At 65.7% G+C, this 24,414-nt stretch carries 2 protein-coding genes; both read right to left on the bottom strand.

Translation table 11 applies throughout. The features are described 5' to 3' along the window. Nucleotides 1–185 precede the first annotated feature (185 nt). A complete protein-coding gene (locus KHP07_RS16780) occupies nt 186–11,480 on the bottom strand; it encodes a non-ribosomal peptide synthetase (RefSeq protein ID WP_214497554.1) in 11,295 nt (3,764 codons plus the stop codon). Next, nucleotides 11,477–24,304: a non-ribosomal peptide synthetase gene (locus KHP07_RS16775; RefSeq protein ID WP_214497553.1), complete on the bottom strand. Its 12,828-nt coding sequence runs from the start codon at nt 24,302–24,304 to the stop codon at nt 11,477–11,479. The genes KHP07_RS16780 and KHP07_RS16775 overlap by 4 nt, the downstream gene beginning before the upstream one ends. Between the last annotated feature and the right edge of the window lie 110 nt (nt 24,305–24,414).

Genomic DNA, 24,414 nt, shown 5'->3' with positions numbered 1-24,414 from the left:
ACATTTGGACCGAGACCAGCTTCCAGAAGCCGGTCGGCTACCAGGCCGCCGCGCTTTTGCTTTTGATCTTCGGCGCCCCGTAAAACCACGCTGGCCGTTTGGGTCCTTCCAAAAGTGACCCGCTGTAAGAGCGGAACCATAAGCCGCCGTTACCGAGGAAACGGATATGTACCCAAACAACCCGCTCAAGACACCACCTCCCCAACAACAACCCCATCCACCCACCAACGCGCCAACCCAACCACATTGGGCGCCTTGAGCAACGTAAAGTGATTCCCCCCGCCATACCCAACCTGCAACCCACTCCCCTGCCGTCGCCACCCCTCAATCATCAACCCTTGCTCCCGCTGATTCCCCGCCGCGTCCAGCGCCGGATCCTCAGCCAACACCAACCGCACCACGCCCTTGAACCGCGCACCAGGCCGATACTCTGTACGCAACGCCGCCGCATAAGTGCGCGCCGGCCCCTCCATCGCATCCACCGCAGAACGTCCCGGCAACAACCCGACACCGACCATGCCCGCGTGCAACTGGCGCCGCTGCGCCACCTCATCACACGCGGCAAAATCCCCCGGATCAATCCCCAGCGATTTCCCAGCCGACAACTGCATCGCCTCAATCAAGCGCATCAACGCCGCTGTCGTGGTGTACACCTTCCCAGCCCCGCCAGGCGCCTCACTGTCGATCACCGTCAACGACGCCACCTCGCGCCCGGCCGCCTGCAACCGCAACGCCATCTCCAGCGCAACCCAGCCACCAAACGAGTGCCCGACCAGGTGCACCGGCCCCTGCGGGCACTCTTGTTCCAGCGCCGCCAAGTAACACCGCGCAGCCGCTTCCACCTGGCTATGGGGCACCGCTTCACCGTCCAGCCCACGCGGCTGCAAGCCAAACAGCGGCCACTCGCGGCCCAGCGCTTCACCCAGGCCTACAAACCCGGTGACGCTGTCCCCCGCCCCTGGCACGCAGAACACCGGCGCGTACCCGGCCCGACCACTCTGAATACGCAGCAAGGGTTGATGCGGCTCCTGAAGCTGCGCCGCACTCGTTGCCAACGCCTCGCTCAGTGCCTGGCCCAATGCCTGGATATGCGGCGCCTGCATCATGCTCTGGTGATCCCCCGGCACCTGCACCCGGCGCAGCTGCCCCGGCGCCAGGGCATCGCTCCAGCCCAGGGATTCACTGTGCCGTGACAACTCGGTCGGGCGCTCGCTCGCACTGAACAGATGCACCGCCACCGGCAACGGAAACAGGCTGTAGTGCGCCAATGCATGGCCGTGGCCGACTTCGCGCTCGATGTAGTTCAAGAGGTCCGCGTCCGTAGCCGCCGCCATTTGCGCGTGCAGCACACCTTCATCGCGACAACGTTGCAGCAGGCGCGCAAAGTCCAGCTGTCCAAGCTGCGCCTCCAATTGCCCAAGCCTCGCCAGTTCATCCACACCTCCCTGTGCTGTCCAATACGCCGTGCACTGCAACAGCAGGTGCCGCTTGAGTGCATCCGGCCCGTTCCAGCGCGCCTTGCCCTGGTCGGTCATGCGCGGCACATAGCTGTCGATCAGGCCGAGGAACTCCACCGCTTCATCCTGTCCCAGCAGTTGCATCGCCACTTCATAGGCCAGCACGCCGCCAAACGACCAGCCGGCAAGGCGATAAGGTCCATGGGGTTGAAGGCCGCGAATCAACCCGACCAGCCGCGCTGCCAGGCCTTCCATTGTGTTCAGGTGCGGTTCCCCCAGGGCCACGCCCGGCAGGCCGTAGATCGGGTAGTCACCGGGCAGGTGCTGGCCCAGCGCCGGGAAGTAAACATCCATGCCACTGAACTCGTGCACCAGGAACAGCGGCGCCTGTGCACCCCTGCCGCGCACCGTGATCACCGAGGTGTCGCGCACTGGCGCGTCGGTACGCTGGCGCAGCATCGCGGCCACCGAGGCCACGCTGGCGTGCTGGAACAGCTCGGCCAGCGACACTTGCAACCCGGCGTCCTCCATCAGGCTGACCAGCCGGATCGCCAGCAATGAATGCCCACCCAATTCAAAGAAACTGTCATGCCGACCTACCTGTTCCAGCTTCAGCACCTCGGCCCACAACCCTGCCAGGCGCTGCTCCAGAGCATCGGTCGGCGCTTCGAAATCGCGGCGGCTCAACGCCTCCAGGGCCGGCACCGGCAAGGCTTTGCGGTCGACCTTGCCGTTGGCCGTCAACGGCAGCTGCGCCAGTGGCACAAAGGCCGACGGCAGCATGTACTCCGGCAACTGGCCTTGCAGGTAGGCGCGCACGCTATCGATATCGACGGGTTCATCGGCCCAGGTGAAATACGCCACCAGGCGCTTGTCTCCCGGAGCGTCCTCGCGCGCCAGCACCACCACCTCCTGGATACCCGCAAAGGTGGCCAGTCGCGCTTCGATCTCGCCCAGTTCGATACGGAAGCCACGGATCTTCACCTGATCGTCATTGCGCCCGATGCATTCCAACAGGCCGTCCGCCGTCCAGTGGCCGAGGTCGCCGGTGCGGTACATCAAGGCGCCGGCGTTGAACGGGTCCTGCACAAACTTTTCAGCCGTCAGGTCAGGGCGGTTCAGGTACCCCAGGGCCACGCCGTCCCCACCGATGCAGATTTCACCGGTCACGCCCAAGGGCACCGGCTGCAACTGGGCATCCAGCACATGGACCTGGGTGTTGCCGATCGGCCGACCAATCGGCACGCTTTGCGCCGCCTGTGCGAGCGAGCGAACTTCATAGGTGGTGGCGTAAGTGGTGGTTTCGGTCGGCCCGTAGCAATGCACCAGGCGCAACGCCGGCGCGCGCGCCAACAGGCTGCGGAATGCCGCCGGGTCGGCACGCTCGCCGCCGCACAGCAGGATGCGCAAGCCGGCCAGCGCCTGGGGAATCAGTTGCACGTATTGGTTGAACAACGCCGTGGTGACGAACAGCACCGTTGCATCCGCCAGGGCCAGACCAAAGGCGGCCGGGTCGAGCAACGTGGCGTGGTCGATCACCTGCACCTGGCCACCGTTGAGCAACGCGCCCCACACGTCCATGGTGCTGGCGTCGAACGCCGGGTTGGAGGCGAAGGCCACACGGTCGCTGGCGTTGAAGTCGGCGTAGCCGTTGTTGAGCACCAGGCGCGTGATGCCGCGATGGGGCACCAACACGCCCTTGGGCGTGCCGGTGGAGCCGGAGGTGTACATGATGTACGCCACGCTGTCGGAGGACTGCGACAGGTCCGGGTTGTGGCTGGGTTGCGGGTCGAGGACCACAGTGTCCAGGTCCAGGCGCTGCGCCGGGTAGTCAACGGGCGTATCACTGCGGGTCAACAGCCAGGCCGCACCGCTGTCGTGCAGCATGAACCCCTGGCGCTCGGCGGGGGCGTTGATATCCAGCGGCACATACGCGGCGGCGCACTTGAGCACGGCCAATTGGCTGATCAACAAGTCCAGCGAGCGCGGCAGCAGGATCGCCACGCAGTCGGCAGGCCGCACCCCGAGGCCAAGCAGGTGATGGGCCAGGCGATTGGCGCGGCTGTTGAGTTCGCCATAACTCAAGGACTGCTCGCCATGCCGTGCCGCCAACGCAGCGGGACGTGCCTGGGCCTGGGCCTCGAACAGGCGCTGCACGGTGTGCTCGCGCGGGAAAGGCCGCGTGGTGGCATTGAAATCCAGCAGCTGCTGGCATTCGGCGGCTGGCAGGATCGGCAAGTGGCTGATGCCCACCGCATTGCCCTGTTCCAGCGCTTGCACCACCTGTTCCACGGCAATCTGCAGGTAGCCACACAACCGCCGCGCGCCCTGCCCCACTACTTTCAGGGAGAACCCCTCCCCCAGGTCATCCACGCTCACCGACAGCCCGTAGTTGCTATGTTCCTCGGCCTTGAGCAACCGAATGCCCTGCCACGCCTCGGCCGCCGCCTGAGGCGCACTGTGGCGATAATTGAACAAGGTATCGAACAGCGGCGTCGTCACCGGCACACCGCTGCAACGCTGGGCCAACGCCAGTGGCGCCTGCTCATGGCTGAGCAATTGGCTGAGGCGTGTGTGGGTCGCCCGCAGGGCGTCGCGCACCGAGTGTTCACCCAGGTCGACCCGCAGCGGCAAGGTATTGATGAACACACCCATGGCCCGCTCGGCACCTTCACCGCCTTGCAGGCGGCCAAGCATCACGCTGCCGAACACGACCTGATCGCGCCCCGAGACCTTGCCCAGTACCTGGGCCCAGGCCAGGTGCATCAGGCTTGCGGCGCTCACACCGGCCTGGCGTGCCCTGTTGCGCAGGCGTTGGCTCAAGGTCGGGTCGAGGGCCCGTTGCACCTGTTCCGCGCGGCCCAGGCTGTCGAGCTGAGTCGGCTCATCGATGTCACCGAGCATCTCGCGGAAGAATGCCTCGTGATCGTCCACCCCCAGGCGGGTCTGGGCCACGTAGTTGCGATACGGCACCGCCACACCCAATGAGTGTTGCGTGCCCGACAGGTACGCCTGCATGTCGTGTTGCAGGATCTCCAACGCAACGTGGTCCATCACCAGGTGATGAAACAGCAACGTGGCATTGTCGTCGGTGACCACCAGGCGCATCAACGGCGCCTGGGACAGGTCTAGCCGTTCCGGCACCGACCCGTGTTCGACACGCAGCGAAGCTTCGCGCCACACCACCTGCACCGGCTCTTCCAGGCCGTCCCAATGGAACGACGAACGCAGCACGTCGTGACGCTGGATCACCGCCTGCAAGGCCAGGGTAAAGGCCTCCCTGCGCTGGCGACTGTCGAACGCAAACTGCGCACGCAGCACATAGTCGTCACCGGTCTGCACCGCGCGGTGGTGATACAGCATGCCGGCCTGCAACGGCGCCAGCGGGTAGATATCCTGCACATTCGCCGCGCCACCCGGGATGCAGGCGACGATACGTGCAATGGCCGGCTGATCCAGCTGGATCAACGGCAACATGTCCGGGGTGATATAGGCACAATCGGCCGCGATGCCGTTGACCGGCACCGCCACTTCACGGCCCCCACCCAGCGCCGTCGCCAAGGCCGACAAGGTGGGCTGACCAAACAACACCTTCACATCCGCCGACAACCCCAGGCGACGCATGCGCCCCATCAGGCTTACCGCGAGCAACGAGTGGCCGCCCAGTTCGAAGAAGTTGTCGTGACGGCCCACGCGCTCCACGTTGAGCAACTCGGCCCACAGGCTGGCCAGGGCAATTTCGGTATCGCCCTGGGGCGCTTCATACTCACGCACCACCACCGCATCCAGGCCTGGCGCGGGTAGCGCCTTGCGGTCGAGCTTGCCGTTGGGGCTCAGGGGCAAGGTGTCGAGGTGCACGAAAATGGCTGGCACCATGAATTCCGGCAGATGCTGCAGCAACTGCGCACGCAACGCGTCGATTTCGCTGAACGTGCCGGTGTAGTAAGCGATCAACCGATTGTCGCGGGCGATCACCGCGGCTTCATTGACCGACGGACAGTCGGTGAGGCGTGCCTGGATTTCCCCCAGCTCGATACGCAAGCCACGGATCTTGACCTGGTCGTCATTGCGCCCCAGGTACTCAAGCGTGCCGTCGGGCAGGTAGCGGCCAACATCTCCGGTGCGGTACATACGGCCGTCGGTGAACGGGTCCTTGAGGAAGCGCTCGGCGGTCAGCTCCGGCCGGTTCAGGTAACCACGCGCCACTTGCACGCCGCCGATGAACAGCTCGCCGACCACGCCCAAGGGCACTGGCTGCAACTGGGCATCGAGTACGTACATGCGGGTATTGGCGATGGGTTTGCCAATCGGTGTGTTGTCCGGCGTCACCGGGCCGGCGCAGTTCCAGGCCGTCACATCGACGGCCGCTTCGGTCGGGCCATACAGGTTGTGCAATTGGCTACCCGGCAGCTGTTGCTTGAAGCGCCGCACCAGGCTGCCCGGCAAGGCTTCACCACTGCACATCACATGCACCAGACCGGCCGCCTGGCTCACGTCACCATGGGCCAGGAACACGTCCAGCATCGACGGCACGAAGTGCAGCGTGGTGATCTGCTCGGCCGCGATCACGTCGCACAGGTACGCCGGGTCTTTATGGCCGCCAGGGCGCGCCATTACCAGGCAAGCGCCGGTGAACAGCGGCCAGAAGAATTCCCACACCGACACATCGAAGCTGAACGGGGTTTTCTGCAATACCCGGTCATGGGCCTGCAGGCCATAGGCGTCCTGCATCCACAGCAGGCGATTGACCACGCCAGGGTGGTCATTGATCACGCCCTTGGGCTGGCCGGTGGAGCCGGAGGTGTAGATCACATAGGCGCTGACCCCGGCCACTTGGGGGTTGTCGACGGGTTGGTGCTGCCAGGTCGGCTGGTCCAGGTCGATCACCGGCACGTTGCCCAGCAACCCACGCGTGGCACCTTGGGCCAGCACCGCCACAGGCGCGCTGTCTTCCAGCATGTAGGCGATACGCTCCAGCGGGTACGCCGGGTCCAGCGGCACATAGGCGGCGCCGGCCTTGAGGATCGCGTACAGGCCAATGACCATTTCCAGGCTCCGTTCAACGCAGATCGCCACCCGCGAATCCGCTTGAACGCCCATTTCCATCAGGTGATGCGCCAGCTGGTTGGCCCGCGCATTCAGCTCGGCATAGGTCAGTACCCGATCACCCGCCTTGACGGCGGCAGCCTGCGGCGAGCGCGCCACCTGCCCTTCGAACAGACCGTGCAAGGTCTGGTCGAGGTTGTAATCGACCTCGGTGGCATTGAAGTCGAACAGCAGGTGTTGGCGTTCGCGTTCATCCACCAGCGGTACATGCGCCAGCACGGCCTGGTCGTTATCGACCATGGCCTGCAACACGCGGGTGAAGTAACCGACATAACGCTGCACCGTCGACTCATCAAACAGCGCCACCGCGTATTCCAACGCGCCAATGAGGGTGCCCTGCACTTCTGCCAGGTCCAGGGACAGGTCGAACTTGGCAAAGTGGCTGTTCTCGACAATGCCTTCCAACGCCAGGTCGCCCAGGGCCAAAGTTGGCGCGCTGCTGTCCTGCCAAGTCAGCAGGGTCTGGAACAGCGGGCTGTGGGCCAGGCTGCGCGGCGGGCGGGTGACTTCCACCACTTGCTCGAACGGCAGGTCCTGATGGGCCTGGGCTTGCAGGGCCTGGGCCTTGACCCGCGCCAGCAATGCCTCGGTGGTCAGCTCGCCAGCGGTGTCGACACGCACTGCCAGGGTGTTGACGAACAGGCCGATCAGGCCTTCCACCTCGCTGCGCGTGCGATTGGCCACGGGTGAACCGATCACCACCTCCTGCTGCCCGGACAACCGCGCGAGCAACGAGGCCCAGGCGCTCATCAAGGTCATGTACAGCGTGGTGCCGTGGCGTTGGCTGAGCGCCTTGAGCCCGGCGGTGAGGCGCTCGTCCAGGCGTATCTCGACACTGCTGCCGGCGTAGTCCTGTTGCGCCGGTCGCGGCCGGTCGGTGGGCAAGGTGAGCAAGGCCGGCGCCCCCGCCAGCGCCTGCTGCCAATAGGCGCTCTGGCGGTGCAGCACTTCACCGCTGAGCCACAGGCGCTGCCACACGGCGAAGTCGCCGTACTGGATCGGCAGCGGCGGCAACGGGTCTGCCTGGCCGTGGCTGAACGCCTGGTACAGCGCCATCAGTTCACGGGTGAGCACGCCCATGGACCAGCCATCGGAGACGATGTGGTGCAGGGTTAGCAGCAACACATGGTGATCGTCGGCCATGACCACCAAGCGCCCACGCAGCAACGGGCCGCGCTCCAGGTCGAAGGGGGCCGAGGCTTCGCCGTGGATCAATGCGTCCAGCGCCTGCTGGGGTTGCGGATGGCGGCGCAGGTCCTGCACTTGCAGGGGCAGCACGTCTTCGGCGGGCACGATCAAGACTTGGGCGTCATCGCCGTGCTGGGCAAAGCGGCTGCGCAGGGTTTCGTGGCGCGCGACGATACGGGCCAAGGCCCGTTGCAGCGCCTCGACATGCAACTGCCCGCGCAGACGCAGGCCAATGGGAATGTTGTAGGCGGTGTTGGCCCCTTCCATCAGCGCCAGGAACCACAGGCGCTGCTGGGCAAAAGACAGCGGCACCTGTTCATCGCGATTGGCCGGGAGGATATCCGGCAAGGTGCTGCGACCGGACCGGGCCAGCACCTCGGCGACGGCGGCCAGTTCGGCATTCGCAAACAAGTCGCCGAGCAGCAACTCGACACCCAGGCGCTGGCGAATCTGCGAGACCATGCGCATGGCCAGCAACGAGTGCCCGCCCAGTTCGAAGAAATGGTCACGACGCCCCACACGGTCCACGTGCAGCACATCGGCCCAGATCTGCGCCAGCACGCTTTCGATTTCACCTTCCGGGGCCACGTACTCGCGGGTGAACACTGCGGCCATGTCCGGCGCCGGCAGGGCCTTGCGGTCGAGCTTGCCGTTGGCGGTCAGGGGCAGCGCGTCCAATTTGACGTAGGCGACCGGCACCATGTAGTCCGGCAGGTGTGCCACCAGGTGGGCGCGGATATCGCCCACGGCCAACGGGTCGAGCTGGCGGCTTTCGGTGAAATACGCCACCAGCCGCTCTTCACGCACCAGCACCACGGCTTCCTGGATGCCTGCCAACTGGTTGAGCTGGGTTTCGATTTCGCCCAGCTCGATGCGCATGCCGCGAATCTTCACCTGGTCGTCATTGCGGCCCAGGTACTCGAGGTTGCCGTCCGGCAACCAGCGCGCCAAGTCACCGGTGCGGTACATACGCCCGGCGTTGAACGGGTCACGCAGGAAGCGTTCGGCGGTCAACTCGGGGCGATTGAGGTAGCCGCGCGCCACGCCTTTGCCGCCGACGTACAACTCCCCCGCCACGCCCAGCGGCACCGGCCGCTGCTGCTCGTCCAGCAGGTACACGCTGGCATTGGCGACAGGTTTGCCGATGTGCAACGGCTGGCCGGCCTCGACCTTGCCTGAAGTGGCGACCACTGTGGCTTCAGTGGGGCCGTAGTTGTTGATCAGGTCAAAGCGCTGCGCCCGGCCAAACTGGCGCAGGCGATCACCGCCGATCAACAGGGTGCGCAGCGTCGGGTGTTCGATCTGCTGGCTGAACGCGTACTCGGCCACCGGGGTGGGCAGGAAGCACACGTCCAACGGCTGCGCGCACCACCAGGCCAGCAGTGCGTCGACATCCTCGGCGCCGTCCCGGGCCGGCGGCAGGTGCAGGGTCGCGCCCACGCAAAGCGCCGGCCAGACTTCCCAGGCCATCGCGTCAAAACCGAACCCGGCGACGCTGGCGGTGTGGCGCCCGGCACACAGGTCAAAGGTGCTGCAATGCCAGTCCACCAGGTTGGCGACGGTGTGGTGTTCCACCATCACGCCTTTGGGCAGGCCGGTGGAGCCGGAGGTGTAGATCACATACGCAAGGTTGGACGGCGTGACCGCCACCTTGGGGTTGCTCGCCGAATGGTGCTGCCAGGTGAAGCGGTCGAGGTTGATCACTGGCACCTCAAGGGCCGGCAGGCGCTCCAGCAAGGCCTGCTGGGTCAACACCGCCACCGGTCCGCTGTCGCCGAGCAGGTAGTTGAGGCGCTCGGCCGGGTGGGACGGGTCTACCGGCACATAGCACGCACCAGCCTTGAGCACCGCCAACAGGCCGGCCAGGGTGTCCAGGCCACGGCGGGCGACGACGGCGACGCGGTCGTCGGGCTTGACCCCCAGCGCCAGCAAGTGATGGGCCAGCAGGTTGGCTTGCTGGTTGAGTTCGGCATAGGTGAGCTGGCGGCCCTGATACACGGCGGCAACGGCGTCGGGCGTGAGCGCGGCCTGGGATTCGATGCGCCCGTGCAGGGTGGTGCCTTGGGGGAAATCCGTGTGGGTCGCGTTAAAGTGCTCCAACAGCAACTGCTGTTCGTCCGCAGGCACCACCGACAGTTGGTTAAGCGCGGTGTCGGGCGCTTGCTCCAAGCCGGTCAGCAGGTTTTCCAGGGCGGTTTGCAGGTAGGTGCAGACGCGCTGCGGATCGACCTGGTGGGTGGCGAGCAGACGCAGGATAAACCCTTCGCCCAGGTCATCGACACTCAGGGTCAGCGGGTAGTTGGTGCGCTCATCCGAACGCAATGTCTCGATGCCCTGCCACGCCGCCACGGCTTCGCTGCTAGTACCTGTGCCGCTATGGCGATAGTTGAGCAACGCACTGAACAACGGCGTCGGCGCCACCACCCCGCTGCAGCGTTGCGCCAACGCCAGGGGCGCGTGTTCGTGGCGCAACAGCCCGGTGAGGCGCGCATGGGTAGCCTTGACCGCGCTGCGCAGGTCGCCTTCGCCCACGTCCACGCGAAACGGCAAGGTGTTGATGAAAATCCCCAAGGCGCGGTCCGTGGCATGCCCACCTTGCAGGCGGCCCATCAGCACGGTGCCGAACACTACTTGGGATTTGCCGGCCAGCACGCTCAGTACCTGGGCCCAGCCCAGGTGGAACAGGCTGGCAACGCTGACGCCCAGCGATCGAGCCTGGGCGCGCAGGCGCTGGTTGAGTGCGTCCGACAGCGGCCAATCCAGTTCATTGATGCCACGGCCATCGCCCTGCACATCCTGCAAGCCGAAGGGCAAGGTCGGCTCGACCACATCACCCAGCATCTGCTGAAAAAACGCCTCATGCTGCTGCTCACTGACACCCAGGCGCGCCGCCGCCACGTAGTTACGAAACGGCACTGCCTGGCCCAGTTGCCCGGCGTGCCCGTGCATAAACGCCTGCATTTCATGGCGCACCACTTCCAGGGCACTGTGGTCCAGGGCCATGTGATGGAACAGCAGCATGGCGACAATGCGCTGCTGCGCCGGGTCACTGGCCCAGGCGAGGCGCAGCAGCGGCGCCTGGGTCACGTCCAGGCGGTAATGGCGGGCGTCGAAACGTGCGTGCAACTGGGCGGCGATATCGCCGTCGGCCGGGTCCAGCGCAAGGGCCTGCACCGGCAGGCGCGCCGTGCGCCATACCACTTGCGACGGTTGCCGCAGCCCTTCCCAGACCACGCCGGTGCGCAGGATGTCGTGGCGGTCCATCACCCCTTGCAACGCCAGGGCAAACGCGTCGAAACGCTCGACACTGTCGAAGGCGAACTGCGACTGCATCACATAGGGGTCGCCCTGCTCAGTGCTGACGTGGTGAAACAGGATGCCTTCCTGCAGCGGCGCCAGCGGGTAGATGTCCTGGATATTTGCCACGCCGCCGTCGACGGTGGCGACGATACGGTCGATTTCCTCCTGGCTCAGATCAGACAGGGTCAGCATGGCCGGGGTGATGTGTTGCGCACCGGCCGGGATGCCATTGGCCGGCACTTCGTTGGCGGCCGAATATTCACCGGCCTTGATCAGTTCGATCAGCGCCGGCTTGTGCTCGCGCAAGGCGGCGAGGATCAACGGGTCGCTCAGCGCGTGTTTGTTGCCTTGTACCGACAACTGCTCACCCTTGAGCGTGAGCTGCACGTCCTTGGTTTTCAGCGTCGCCAGCAGTTCAAGAATGCTCACAGGACGATCTCCATTCGTTCAGTCATTGCGGCGTAGCCGGCCAGGGTCGGCTGTTCAAACAACGCGCGCACATCGGCTTCCATGCCTTCCTGGCGCAAGCGCCCGATCAAGCTCACGGCGAGCAGCGAGTGCCCGCCCAGTTCAAAGAAATTGTCCTGGCGCCCTACCCGTTCCACATTGAGCAGTTCGGCCCATAGCTGCGCCAGCAGGATTTCGGTATCGCCCACCGGGGCTTCGTACTCGCGCACGGTCAGCGCCTCGCTGCCCGGCGCCGGCAGTGCCTTGCGGTCGAGCTTGCCGTTGGGGCTCAAGGGCAGCGCGTCCAAGTGCACGAACAGGGCGGGCACCATAAAGTCCGGCAGGTGCTGCAACAGGTGCTCGCGCAGCTCGCTGGCCCGGACGCCGGTGTAGTAGGCGACGAGCCGATCATCGCGGGCCACCACGGCGGCTTCATTGACCTGGGGATGTTCAAGCAGGCGCGCCTGGATCTCGCCCAGCTCGATACGCAGGCCACGGATTTTCACCTGGTCGTCGTTGCGGCCCAGGTACTCGATATTGCCGTCGGGCAGGTAACGCCCAAGGTCGCCGGTGCGATACAGGCGCCCATCAGTGAACGGGTCCTTGAGGAAACGTTCGGCGGTCAACTCGGGACGATTGAGGTAGCCCCGCGCCACCTGCACGCCGCCGATGAACAACTCGCCCACCACGCCCAGGGGCACCGGCTGCATTTGCCCATCCAACACGTACATGCGGGTGTTGGCGATGGGTTTGCCAATCGGCGTGTTGTCCGGCACGTCCGGGCGCGCGCAGTTCCAGGCGGTCACGTCGACGGCGGCTTCGGTCGGGCCGTACAGGTTGTACAGGCCGATGCCCGGCAGTTGCTGCTTGAAGCGCCTCACAAGACTGCCCGGCAACGCTTCGCCGCTGCACATCACCCGTTGCAGGCCGGCCGCCTGGCTGACATCGCCGTGGGCCAGGAATACGTCGAGCATCGACGGTACAAAATGCAACGTGGTGATCTGTTCAGCGGCGATCACCTCGCACAGATAGGCCGGGTCTTTATGCCCGCCAGGACGCGCCATGACCAGGCAGGCACCCGTGAACAGCGGCCAGAAGAACTCCCACACCGACACGTCGAAGCTGAACGGGGTTTTCTGCAATACCCGGTCGTGGGCCTTGAGGGCGTAGGCGTCCTGCATCCACAACAAGCGGTTGACCACGCCGGGGTGGTCGTTGATCACGCCCTTGGGTTGGCCGGTGGAGCCGGAGGTGTAGATCACATAGGCGCTGAGGGCCTGTGCGCGGGGATTGTCGATGGCGTGGTGTTGCCAGGTCGGGCGGTCCAGATCGATCACCGGCGCGTCGCCCAGCAAACCACGCGTAGCGCCTTGGGCCAGCACCGCCACAGGCGCGCTGTCTTCCAGCATGTAGGCGATACGTTCCAGCGGATACGCCGGGTCCAGCGGCACATAGGCCGCACCGGCCTTGAGGATCGCGTACAGGCCGACCACCATGTCCAGGCCACGCTCTACGCAGATCGCCACCCGCGAATCGGCTTGAACGCCCATTTCGATCAGGTGATGCGCCAGCTGATTGGCTTGCGCGTTCAGTTCGGCGTAGGTCAATGCCAGGTCGCCTGCCTTGACGGCGATGGCGTCCGGTGTGCGCGTCACTTGCGCTTCAAACAGGCCGTGCAAGGTCTGATCGAGGTCGTAAACCACCTCGGTGGCGTTGAAGCCGGCCAGCAGTTGCTGACGTTCCTGCGCCTCCAGCACCGGCAGGCGGTTGACGGCCAACTGCGGCGCCTGCTCCAGTGCCTCGACCAACCCTTGCAAGGTCACCTGCAGATAACCGCAGAGGCGTTGCGCGCCAATCGACTTCGCGGTCATGGCAGTGAGGCGGAAGCCGTCGCCCTGGTCGTCCACGTTCAGCGTCAGCGGGTAGTTGGTGCGCTCCTCGCTGGCCAGGGTCTGGATGCCTTCCCAGGCCTGGGACACCGGCGCCTGCTGGCTGTCGCTGTGGCGATAGTTGAGCATGGCGCTGAACAACGGCTGCGGCGCGGCGACACCGCTGCAACGCTGGGCCAGGGCAAGGGATGCGTGTTCATGCCCGAGCAACGCGGTCAGTCGTGCATGGGTCTGTTTGACCGCCACGCGCACGCCGCTGCCATCGATGTCCACGCGCAACGGCAAGGTGTTGATGAACATGCCTAGCGCGCGATCACTGCCTTTGCCGCCTTGCATGCGCCCCAACAGCACGGTGCCGAACACCACGTGTTCCTGGCCGGACGTGCTGGCGAGCACCCGCGCCCAGGCCAGGTGGAACAGGCTCGCGGCGCTGACGCCCAGCAAGCGCGCCTGGGCCCGCAGGCGTTGGTTGAGCGCCGGCGCCAGGCTGAGCTGAACCTCCTCGATGGCATTGCCGTCGCCGCGCACATCCTGCAGGCCAAACGGCAGGGTTGGCTCGCTGATGTCGCCGAGCATCCCCCGGAAGAAGGCTTCATGCGCCTGTTCGCTGACGCCCAGCCGCGCTTGGGCCACGTAGTTGCGGTACGGCGTGGCATCACCCGTGGGCTGTGGCAGCCCGAGCAGGCTGGCCTGCATTTCGTGACGCACGCCGTCGAGGGCGGTGTGGTCGAGGACAATGTGGTGGAACAGCAGGATCGCGACCACGCGCTGGTTGGCCGGGTCCGGCGCGTACACCAGGCGCACCAGGGGCGCCTGGTGCATCGGCACGCGGTACTGACGAGGGTCGAAGCGCTGGTGCAGGTGCTCGAGGGCATCGGCCTGCACCACCAATTCAGCCTTGCGCCACACCACCTGCAGCGGTTGGGCCAGGCCTTCCCAGACCACGGCGGTGCGCAGGATATCGTGACGGTTGATCACCTGTTGCAGCGCCTGGGCAAACGCGTCCAGGCGTTCGAGGCTGTCGAACGCCAGGTGCGATTGCAGCAGGTACGGGTCGCCCTGCCCCGCGCTGATGTGGTGGTAGAGAATACCTTCCTGCAACGGCGCCAACGGGTAGATATCCTGCACATTGGCCGCGCCACCGGGCACCAGGGCGACGACGTGATCAATCGTCGATTGGTCGAGGTCCACCAGTGTCAGCAGGTCGGGCGTAATGCGCTGGCACTCGGCAGGAATACGGTTGGCCGGCACCTGTACATCCTGGCCACTGCCCACCGCAGCCGCCAGCGCCGCCAGGGTCGGCTGGCTGAACAGCACGCGCACATCGGCACTCAGGCCGACCTGGCGCATGCGTTCGATCAGGCCGACGGCCAGCAACGAATGGCCGCCCAGTTCGAAGAAGTGGTCATGGCGCCCGACCGGTTCGACGTTCAGCACCTCGGCCCATATCCGCGCCAAGGTCGTTTCAACCTCGCCCTGCGGCGCTTCGTATTCACGCGTCAACAATGCCGTTTGATCGGGTTCGGGCAAGGCTTTGCGGTCCAGCTTGCCGTTGGCCGTCAGCGGCAATGCGTGCAGCTTTACATAAGCAACCGGCACCAATGCCTCGGGCAACTGGGCTTGCAGTTGCGCGCGCAGGGTGTCGATATCCAATGGTTGCTGTTCGGTGAACCAGGCAATCAAGCGCCCTTCGCGCACCAGCACCACCGCCTCACCGACGCCGTCCAGTGCGGCCAGGCGGCTTTCGATTTCCCCCAGTTCAACCCGTACGCCACGCACTTTCACCTGGTCGTCGTTACGGCCCAGGAATTCGATATTGCCATCGGGCAACCAGCGCGCCAGGTCGCCGGTGCGGTACATGCGCCCGGCGTTGAACGGGTCTTGCAGGAAGCGTTCGGCAGTCAGATCGGGCCGGTTCAGGTAACCGCGCGCTACACCGCTGCCGCCGACATACAGCTCGCCCGTCACCCCCACCGGCACCGGACGCAATTGCGCGTCCAGCAGGTAGACGCTGGCATTGGCGATCGGCCGGCCGATATGCAGCACCTGCCCGGCGCGCACGCGGCCGGAGGTGGCAACCACCGTGGCTTCGGTGGGGCCGTAGTTGTTGATCACCGCAAAGCGCCGCTCCTGGGTGAACTGGCGCAGGCGGTCGCCGCCGATCAGCAGGATGCGCAAGGTAGGGTGTTGCAGGTGCTGGCTGAAGGCGTACTCGGCCACCGGCGTTGGCAGGAAGCTGACGTCCAGCGGTTGCGCCAGCCACCAGGCGAGCAGTTCATCAATGTTTTCATTACCGACGCTGGCAGGCGGCAGGTGCAGGGTGGCGCCGACGCACAGCGCCGGCCAGACCTCCCAGGCCATCGCATCAAAACCGAAACCGGCGACGCTGCTGGTGTGCCCCGTGGCATCCAGGCCAAAGGCCTCGCAGTGCCAGTGCACCAGGTTTTCCACGGTATGGTGTTCGACCATCACGCCCTTGGGCTCGCCAGTGGAGCCGGAGGTGTAGATCACGTAGGCCAGGTGCGCCGGGGTCAGGGCGCTGAGCTGCGGGTTGCTGACGGCGCGCTGTTGCAGGCTCGGGTCATGCAGATCCACAGTGGCGACGGTGCCCAGCAGCTCGCGGGTGCTGGCTTCGGCCAACACCGCCACGGGTGCGCTGTCGTGCAGCAGGTAGGCAATACGCTCGGCGGGATACGCCGGGTCGATGGGCACGTAACCGGCACCGGCCTTGAGGATGCCCAGCAAGCCCACCAGCATCTGCGGGCCGCGACGGCAGCACAGAGCGACACGGTCGTCGGGCCGCACGCCGAGGTCCAGCAGGTGATGGGCCAGTTGGTTGGCGCGTCGGTTGAGTTGTTCATAGGTCAGCGCCTCACCGTCTTGCAGCACCGCTACAGCCTGGGGTTGGCGTTCGGCCTGGACCTCAAAGGCACCGTGGACGGTCTGCCCGTGCGGGAAATCCTCGCGGGTGGCGTTGAAGTCGCGCAGCAGGGTTTCACGCTCCGCCGCCGGCAGAATCGGCAGTTGGTTGAGCACCGTCTGCGGCGCGCTTTCCAAGGCGGCCACCAACTGTTCCACGGCGCTGTGCATATAGGTGCACAGGCGCTGGGCGCCGATCTGCGGCAGCGCCAACACGGTCAGGCCGAAGCCCTCACCCAAATCGTCCACGCTCAGGGTCAAGGGGTAGTTGCTGCGTTCCTCACCGCCGAGCAATTGCACGCCTTCCCAGATGCCATGGCCATCGCGGGCCATTTCGTCGGGGTCGCTGTGGCGGTAATTAAGTAACGCACTGAACAGCGGCGATGTGCTCGCCACGCCGCTGCAACGCTGGGCCAGCGCCAGGGACGCGTGTTCATGGCCGAGCAAGGCACTCAAGCGCCCGTGGGTAGCCTTGACCGCCACGCCAGCAGTCGCCGCCACATCGACCCGCAGTGGCAGGGTATTGATGAACATGCCCAGCGCGCGGTCCGCACCGTCACCGGCCTGCAGGCGGCCCATCAACACGGTGCCGAACACCACGTCATCACGCCCTGACACCAGCCCCAGCACCTGCGCCCACGCCAGGTGCATCAGGCTGGCCGCGCTCACACCCAACTGCCGCGCCTGTTCGCGCACCCGCTGAGCGAGCGCCGGGTCAACCGGCTGTTCGGCCTCTTCGATATCGCGCCCATCGCCCTGCACGTCCTGCACACCGAACGGCAAGGTCGGCTCATCCACATCCGCGAGCAAGTCGCGGAAGAAGGCCTCGTGCTCCGCCACGCTGACACCCAGGCGCGCCTGGGCCACGTAGTTGCGAAATGGCGCCGCTGCCGGCAAGCCCTGGGCCTGGTCGAACATGAACGCGCGCATCTCCTGACCCACCACGGCCATGGCGGTGTGGTCCAGCGCCAGGTGGTGGAACAGCAGGATCGCGGCGATTCGATCATGCTGCGGGTCTTGGGCATACACCATACGCAGCAACGGCGCCTGGGTGATGTCCAGGCGGTAATGGCGCGCATCGAAGCGCGCGTGCAGCTGCTCGATGATGCCGCCGTCCGCCGGGTCCAGGGCGACCTCTTGAACGACCAGCTGCGCCTCGCGCCACACCACTTGCACCGGGCTGTCCAGGCCTTCCCAGACGACAGCGGTACGCAGGATGTCGTGGCGAGCGACCACCTGTTGCAGCGCGCCCATGAACGCGCGCAGCCGCTCCAGGCTGTCGAACGCCATGCGCGATTGCAGCAGGTACGGATCACCCTGCTCGGCGCTGATGTGATGGTACAGAATGCCTTCCTGCAACGGCGCCAGCGGGTAGATATCCTGCACGTTCGCCGCACCACCCGGCACGTTCGCGACGATACGCTCGATGGTCGTCGGGTCGAGTTGCACCAATGTCAGCATCGACGGCGTGATTTGCGTGCACCCCGTGGGAATGCCATTGGCCGGCACCACGACTTCCCGCCCGCTGCCCACTGCGGCGGCCAATGCCGCCAGGCTTGGCTGGCTGAACAGCACGCGTACGTCACAGCTCAGGCCGACCTGGCGCATGCGCTCGATCAGGCTGACCGCCAGCAATGAATGCCCGCCGAGTTCGAAGAAATGATCGTGCCGCCCGACCCGCTCCAGCTTGAGCACGTCCTGCCAGATCTGCGCCAGTTGGGTTTCCACCTCGCCTTCCGGCGCTTCGAAACCACGGCTGAGCAATGCGCTCTGGTCCGGAACCGGCAGGCCCTTGCGGTCGAGCTTGCCGTTGGCGGTGAGCGGCAACAGCGCCAGCCACACATACGCCGACGGCACCATATAGTCCGGCAGTTGACCCTGCAGATGGGCACGCAGGGCTTCAATATCCAGCGCCGCACTGGCGGTGTAGTAGGCAACCAGGCGTTTGTCACCGGGCTCGTCCTCGCGGGCCAGCACCACGGTGTCTTTCACGCCTGGGAAGCTGGCCAGGCAGGTTTCGATCTCGCCGGGCTCGATACGGAAACCGCGGATCTTCACCTGCAGGTCATTGCGCCCCTGGTACAGCAAGGTGCCGTCGGCCTGCCAGCAGGCCAGGTCACCGGTGCGGTACAGCACGCCGTCGCCGAACGGGTTGGGGATGAATTTCTCGGCGGTCAGTTGTGGCTGGTTCAAATAGCCCTTGGCCACGCCCGCACCGCCGATGTACAGCTCGCCGACCACACCCAGCGGTACCGGTTGCTGGCGCGCGTCCAGCACGTAGGCCTGGGCATTGGCGATCGGCCGGCCGATGGGAATGCCGCCCTCACCGACCTGGGTGATCTCAAAGGTGGTGGAAAACGTGGTGGCTTCGGTGGGCCCGTAGCCGTTGAGCAGGTGTTGGGGTTTGCCGTGCTCAAGCACCCGCCCGATCACCTGCGGGTCGAGCACGTCCCCACCGACGATCAGGTAGCGCAATTGGCGGAACACCGGCATCAGCGCGTCGGCGTACTGGTGGAACAGCCCGGCAGTCATCCACAGCACGCTGACGGATTGCTCCTGCAACAACGCCGCGAACGCCGCCTGGGACAACAGCACCGCGTGCTCGACCACCACCACACAACCGCCATTGAGCAACGGCGCCCACACATCCAGGGTGCTGGCGTCGAACGCCGGGTTGGAGGCGAAGGCCACACGGTCGTGCGCGTTGAACTCGGCATAACCGTTATTGAGCACCAGGCGCGAGATGGCACGGTGCGGCACTTGCACCCCCTTGGGCGCCCCGGTGGAGCCGGAGGTGTAGAGGATGTAGGCGACGCTTTCGGCCGACTGGGGCAACTCGGGGTTGCGCGGCGACAACGCGTCCAGGTTCAGGTCGGCCAGGCCAGTGAGCACCCGGTGGGCACCACTGTCCTGCACGATGAACGCCTGGCGCTCGACCGGCGCATTGACGTCCAGCGGCACATACACCGCCCCGCACTTGAGGATCGCCAGTTGGCAGACCAGCAGGTCGAGCGAACGCGGCAGCGCAATCGCCACGCTTTCGCCCGGTTGCACACCCTGGTTGAGCAGGTGATGGGCCAGGCGGTTGGCGCGACGGTTGAGGTCGCGGTAACTCAAGGACAGGTTGCCCTGCACCGCAGCTACCGCTTGCGGACGGGCCAGCGCCTGGGCTTCGAAAAGTTGATGCACGGTGAGGTGCGCCGGGAATTCACGGACGGTGGCGTTGAAGTCCACCAGTAACTGGTGGCGCTCGGCGGCCGGCAGGATCGAGACAGCCTGCAAGGGTGTGGTGGGCGCTTGTTGCAACGCCGTCACCAGGTGGCGCAACGCGGTGAGCATGTAGTCGCCGACTCGCTGCACATCCAGGCTCGCCACGCCTTGCACAGTGAGGGCAAAGCCTGTGCCCAGGTCATCGACGTTGAGCACCAGCGGGTAATTGCTGCGCTCTTCAGAACTGAGAATCTGGATGCCGGAGGCTGCAAACGGGCTGTCGCCCGGTGCTTGCCCCGGTGCACTGTGGCGATAGTTGAGCAAGGTGCTGAACAACGGCAGCGAACCCGGCACGCCGCTGCATCGCTGGGCCAGGGACAACGACGCGTGCTCATGCCCGAGCAACTGCGCCAGGCGCGCATGGGTGGCGCGCACGCCGGCCTGAACGCCGACGGAGCCGAGGCTGACGCGCAGCGGCAAGGTGTTGATAAACATCCCCAGCGCCCGGTCGGCGCCTTCGCCGCCCTGCATGCGCCCCAGCAACACCGTGCCGAACACCACCGCCTGCTGGCCGGACACCTGCCCCAGCACCTGCGCCCAGGCCAGGTGCACCAGGCTCGCGGTACTCACGCCAAGCTGCCGCGCCTGTTCGCGCAGGCCCAGGCTCAGTGCCGGTTCCAGGGGCAGGTGAGCTTCAAGGATGCCGCTGCCGTCGCCATTCACGTCCTGCAAACCGAAGGCCAGGGTCGGTTCGTCGATATCGCCGAGCATCTCGCTGAAGAACGCTTCGTGCTGCGCCTGGCTGACGCCAAGCCGCGCCTGGGCCACATAGTTGCGGTACTGCACGGCGTCGGGCAGTTGCGCGCTGTTGCCGGACAGGCTCGCGCTCATCTCTTGCACCAGCACCTGCAGGGCCGTGTGGTCCAGCAGGATATGGTGCAGCAGCAGAATGCCGACGAAACGCCCCTGTTCCTCGGTATAGGCAAAACGCAGCAGTGAGGCACGGGTCAGGTCGAGGCGAAAGTGGCGGGGGTCGAAGCGTTGCTGCAGGCGCGCAAAGGGCTCGTCGATACGCTCGACAGCCAGCGCGGCCTGGCGCAACACCACCTGCACCGGTTCGTTGAGGCCTTCCCAGAGGATCGCGGTGCGCAGGATGTCATTGCGTTCGATCACGCTGTGCAGCGCCTGGATAAACGCATCCACCGCCGCCTGGTCGTTAAAGCTGAACTGCACCTGCAACACGTAGGGGTCGCCCTCGGTGGTTGCCAGGTGATGGTAAAGAATGCCGGCCTGCAACGGCGCCAGGCCGTAGATGTCCTGTACGTTGCTGATGCCGCCGGGCACTTGCTGGATGATGTGGTCAAGGGCTGCCTGGTCCAGTTCCACCAGGGGAATCATGTCCGGGGTGATGTGCGTGGTGGCGTGGGTTATCAGGTTGGCCGGCACCTGCACTTCCTGTTGCCCGCCCACCGCCGCAGCCAGCGCCGCCAGGGTTGGCTGGCCGAACAGCACGCGCACGTCGGCGCTGAGGTCGACCTGGCGCATCCGTTCGATCAGCTTGACCGCCAAGAGGGAATGGCCGCCCAGTTCGAAGAAGTTGTCGTCACGCCCCACGTGGTCGAGCTTGAGCAGGTCTTGCCAGATCGTGGCGATGGCGGTTTCCACCGCGCCTTGGGGGGCTTCGTAGCTTCGGCGGGCCAGCGCAGCGGCGTCCGGTGCGGGCAGAGCCTTGCGGTCAAGCTTGCCGTTGGTGGTCAGCGGCAGTTTTTCCAGCAGTACGAAGGCGCTGGGCACCATGTGTTCGGCCAGGCTCAGCAGCAGGTGGTCGCGCAGGTCGGCGGCACGCAGCTCGCCGTCGGCAATCACGTAGGCCACCAGGCGCTTGTCGCCCGGCTCGTCTTCACGGGCGATCACCACGGCATCACGCACGCCCTCGGCGCTGGCCAGCCGCGCTTCGATCTCGCCCAGCTCGATGCGGAAACCGCGAATCTTCACCTGGTCATCGTTGCGGCCCAGGTATTCGACGCTGCCATCGGCCCGCAGGCGGCCGAGGTCACCGGTCTTGTACATGCGCAGGCCGGTGGCCGGGTCGGGCAGGAAGCGCTCGGCGGTCAGCGCGTCCCGGTTGAGGTAACCCCGCGCCACACCGGCGCCGCCCACGTACAACTCGCCGACCACACCCAGCGGCAAGGGCTCGCGGCGTGCGTCGAGCACATACAACTGCAAATCGGGAATGCGCACGCCAATCGGGCTGACACCGACCAACTGCGCATCCGCCGCTTCCAGGGCGCGGTAGGTCACGTGCACAGTGGTTTCGGTGATGCCATACATGTTCACCAATTGCGTCCCGGCGTTGATCGCCCGGGCGTACCACGGCTTGAGCATGCCCGGCTCCAGCGCCTCGCCGCCGAAGATCACCTGGCGCAGGGAATGGGACTGCGGGTTCTGGCCTTGTGCAGCGATCAATTGGCGGAACGCGCTGGGCGTCTGGTTGAGGATGCTCACGCCCGCTTCGCAGAGCAGCGTGTAGCACTCGTCCGGCGAGCGGCTGACCAGTTGCGGCACGATCAGTAACTGGCCGCCATGCATCAGCGCGCCCCAGATTTCCCACACCGAAAAGTCGAAAGCGAAAGAATGGAACAGCGCCCAGACGTCGTTGCGGTTGAAGCCGAACCAGTGCTCGGTCGCCGTGAACAAGCGCGCGACCTGGCGGTGTTCGATCATCACACCCTTGGGCTGGCCCGTGGAGCCAGAGGTGTAGATCACGTAGGCCAGGTGAGCCGGGCTGAGGCTGACCCGAGGATTGACGAGGGATTCGCCGCGCAACCCGTTGAGGTCGACCTGCGGCAGGTCGCCGACCAGGTGGCGGGTATTGGCCTGCACCAGCACGGCCACGGGTTCGCTGTCGGCCAGGGTGTAGGCAATGCGCTCCAGCGGGTAGGCCGGGTCGATCGGCACGTAGCCGGCGCCGGCCTTGAGGATGCCGAGCAGGCCGATGATCATCTCCGGGCCACGTTCCACGCAGATGGCCACGCGGTCATCGGGGCGGATGCCCTGGGCCAGCAGGCGGTGGGCGACCTGGTTGGCGCGTTCGTTGAGTTGGCGGTAGCTCACGCGCTGGTTGTCGAAGCGCAAGGCAATGGCGTCGGGCTGGGCGGCGGCGTGGGTTTCGACGTGCTGATGGATCAGGGCCGTGTCGGCGTAGTGCGCGGGGGTTTCATTGAGGCGGTGCAACAGGGTGTGGCGTTCGGCGTCGGGCAGGATATTCAGGCCGCTGAGCGGCATATCCGGTCGTTGTTCCAGGGCATTGGCCAGGCTTTCCAGGCCGGTGTGCAGGTAGGTGGCGACACGTGCAGCACCGATGGATGCGTCAACCATCACCGTCAGGACGAAATCTTCACCCAGGTCATCGACGTTGACCGTCAGCGGGTAGTTGGTGCGCTCCTCGGCGCCGAGCACGCGAATGCCCTCGGCCACCTCGATCACCTCGGCCATGTCCGTGGCGGCGCTGTGGCGGTAGTTGAGCATGGCGCTGAACAGCGGCGTCGGCGCGGCGACACCACTGCAACGCTGGGCCAGCGCCAGGGACGCATGTTCGTGGTTGAGCAAGGTGGTCAGGCGTTCGTGGGTAGCCTTGACCCCGGCGCGCACGCCCTGCTCGCCCACATCCACGCGCAAGGGCAAGGTGTTGATGAACATGCCCAAGGCCCGTTCACCGCCCTCGCCCGCCCCCATGCGACCGAGCATCACGGTGCCGAACACCACGGCATCACGGCCGGAGACCACACCCAGCACGCGGGCCAGTGCCAAGTGCATCATGCTTGCCACGCTGACACCAAGGGGCCGCGCCAGGGTGCGCAGGCGGCGGCTCAGCGCGCTGTCGACGGCGACACGTGCCTCGTCAATGCCCAGCCCGTCACCCTGTACGTCCTGCAACCCGAAAGGCAGCGTCGGCTCATCGATGTCTGCCAGCATCTCGCGGAAAAAGGCCTCATGGGCCTGTTCGCTGACGCCGTGGCGCACCTGGGCGATATAGCTGCGAAACGGCACCGGCTCACCCGCCAGGGCCTGCTCGCCAGCCAGGTACAGCTGGATTTCATGGCGCACCACATCCAGGGCAGTGTGGTCGAGGATGGTGTGGTGAAACAGCAGGGTCGCCGCCACACGCCCAGTGAGTGCGTCCTCGGCAAACACCAGGCGCAGCAGCGGCGCCTGGCCCAGGTCCATGCGGTAGTTGCGGGCATCGATCTCCACGGCTTCGCACACCAGGCTCGCCTTGCGCCACACCACCTGCAGCGGCTCGTCGAGGCGCTCCCAGACCATCGAGGTACGCAGGATGTCGTGGCGATCGATCACCCATTGCAAGGCTTCGGCAAACGCGTGCAACCGTGCGCGGCTGTCAAACTCGAACTGCGCGTGCAACACGTAGGGGTCGCCCTGCTCCGCTGACAGGTGGTGGTAAAGCATGCCTTCCTGCAGCGGCGCCAGCGGGTAAATGTCCTGCACATTCGCCGCGCCCCCAGGGATGGCGGCGACGATACGGTCGATGGCCGCCTGGTCGAGGTTGACCAGCGCGAGCATGTCCGGCGTGATGCGATAGGCCGGGCTCAGCCAGTCACCGCCATGCTCGGCAACCAACGCCAGCAGCCGGGGCTTGTGGGCGATCAATTGATCCCACAGCGCATCCTCCAGTGCCTCGTCGTCACCGAGGATGATCAGGTCGCCTTCTTCCAGTTGCAGACGGATCGCATGGGTGGAAATCGCTGCCAATAATTCGCTGAACTGCATGGAGTAACCTGCCTGATAAGTCACGGTGGAGAAGAAAGTCCGTTTTCAGCTGCCGCTTGAATCGGGTGCTGGGCGCCCCGCATCCAAAAAATAGCGGGCGCAGCCGGGGG

Source organism: Pseudomonas sp. VS40 (assembly GCF_018587885.1).
Classification (GTDB): Bacteria; Pseudomonadota; Gammaproteobacteria; order Pseudomonadales; family Pseudomonadaceae; genus Aquipseudomonas; species Aquipseudomonas pergaminensis.
This window is presented reverse-complemented; position numbering and strand designations above follow the sequence as displayed.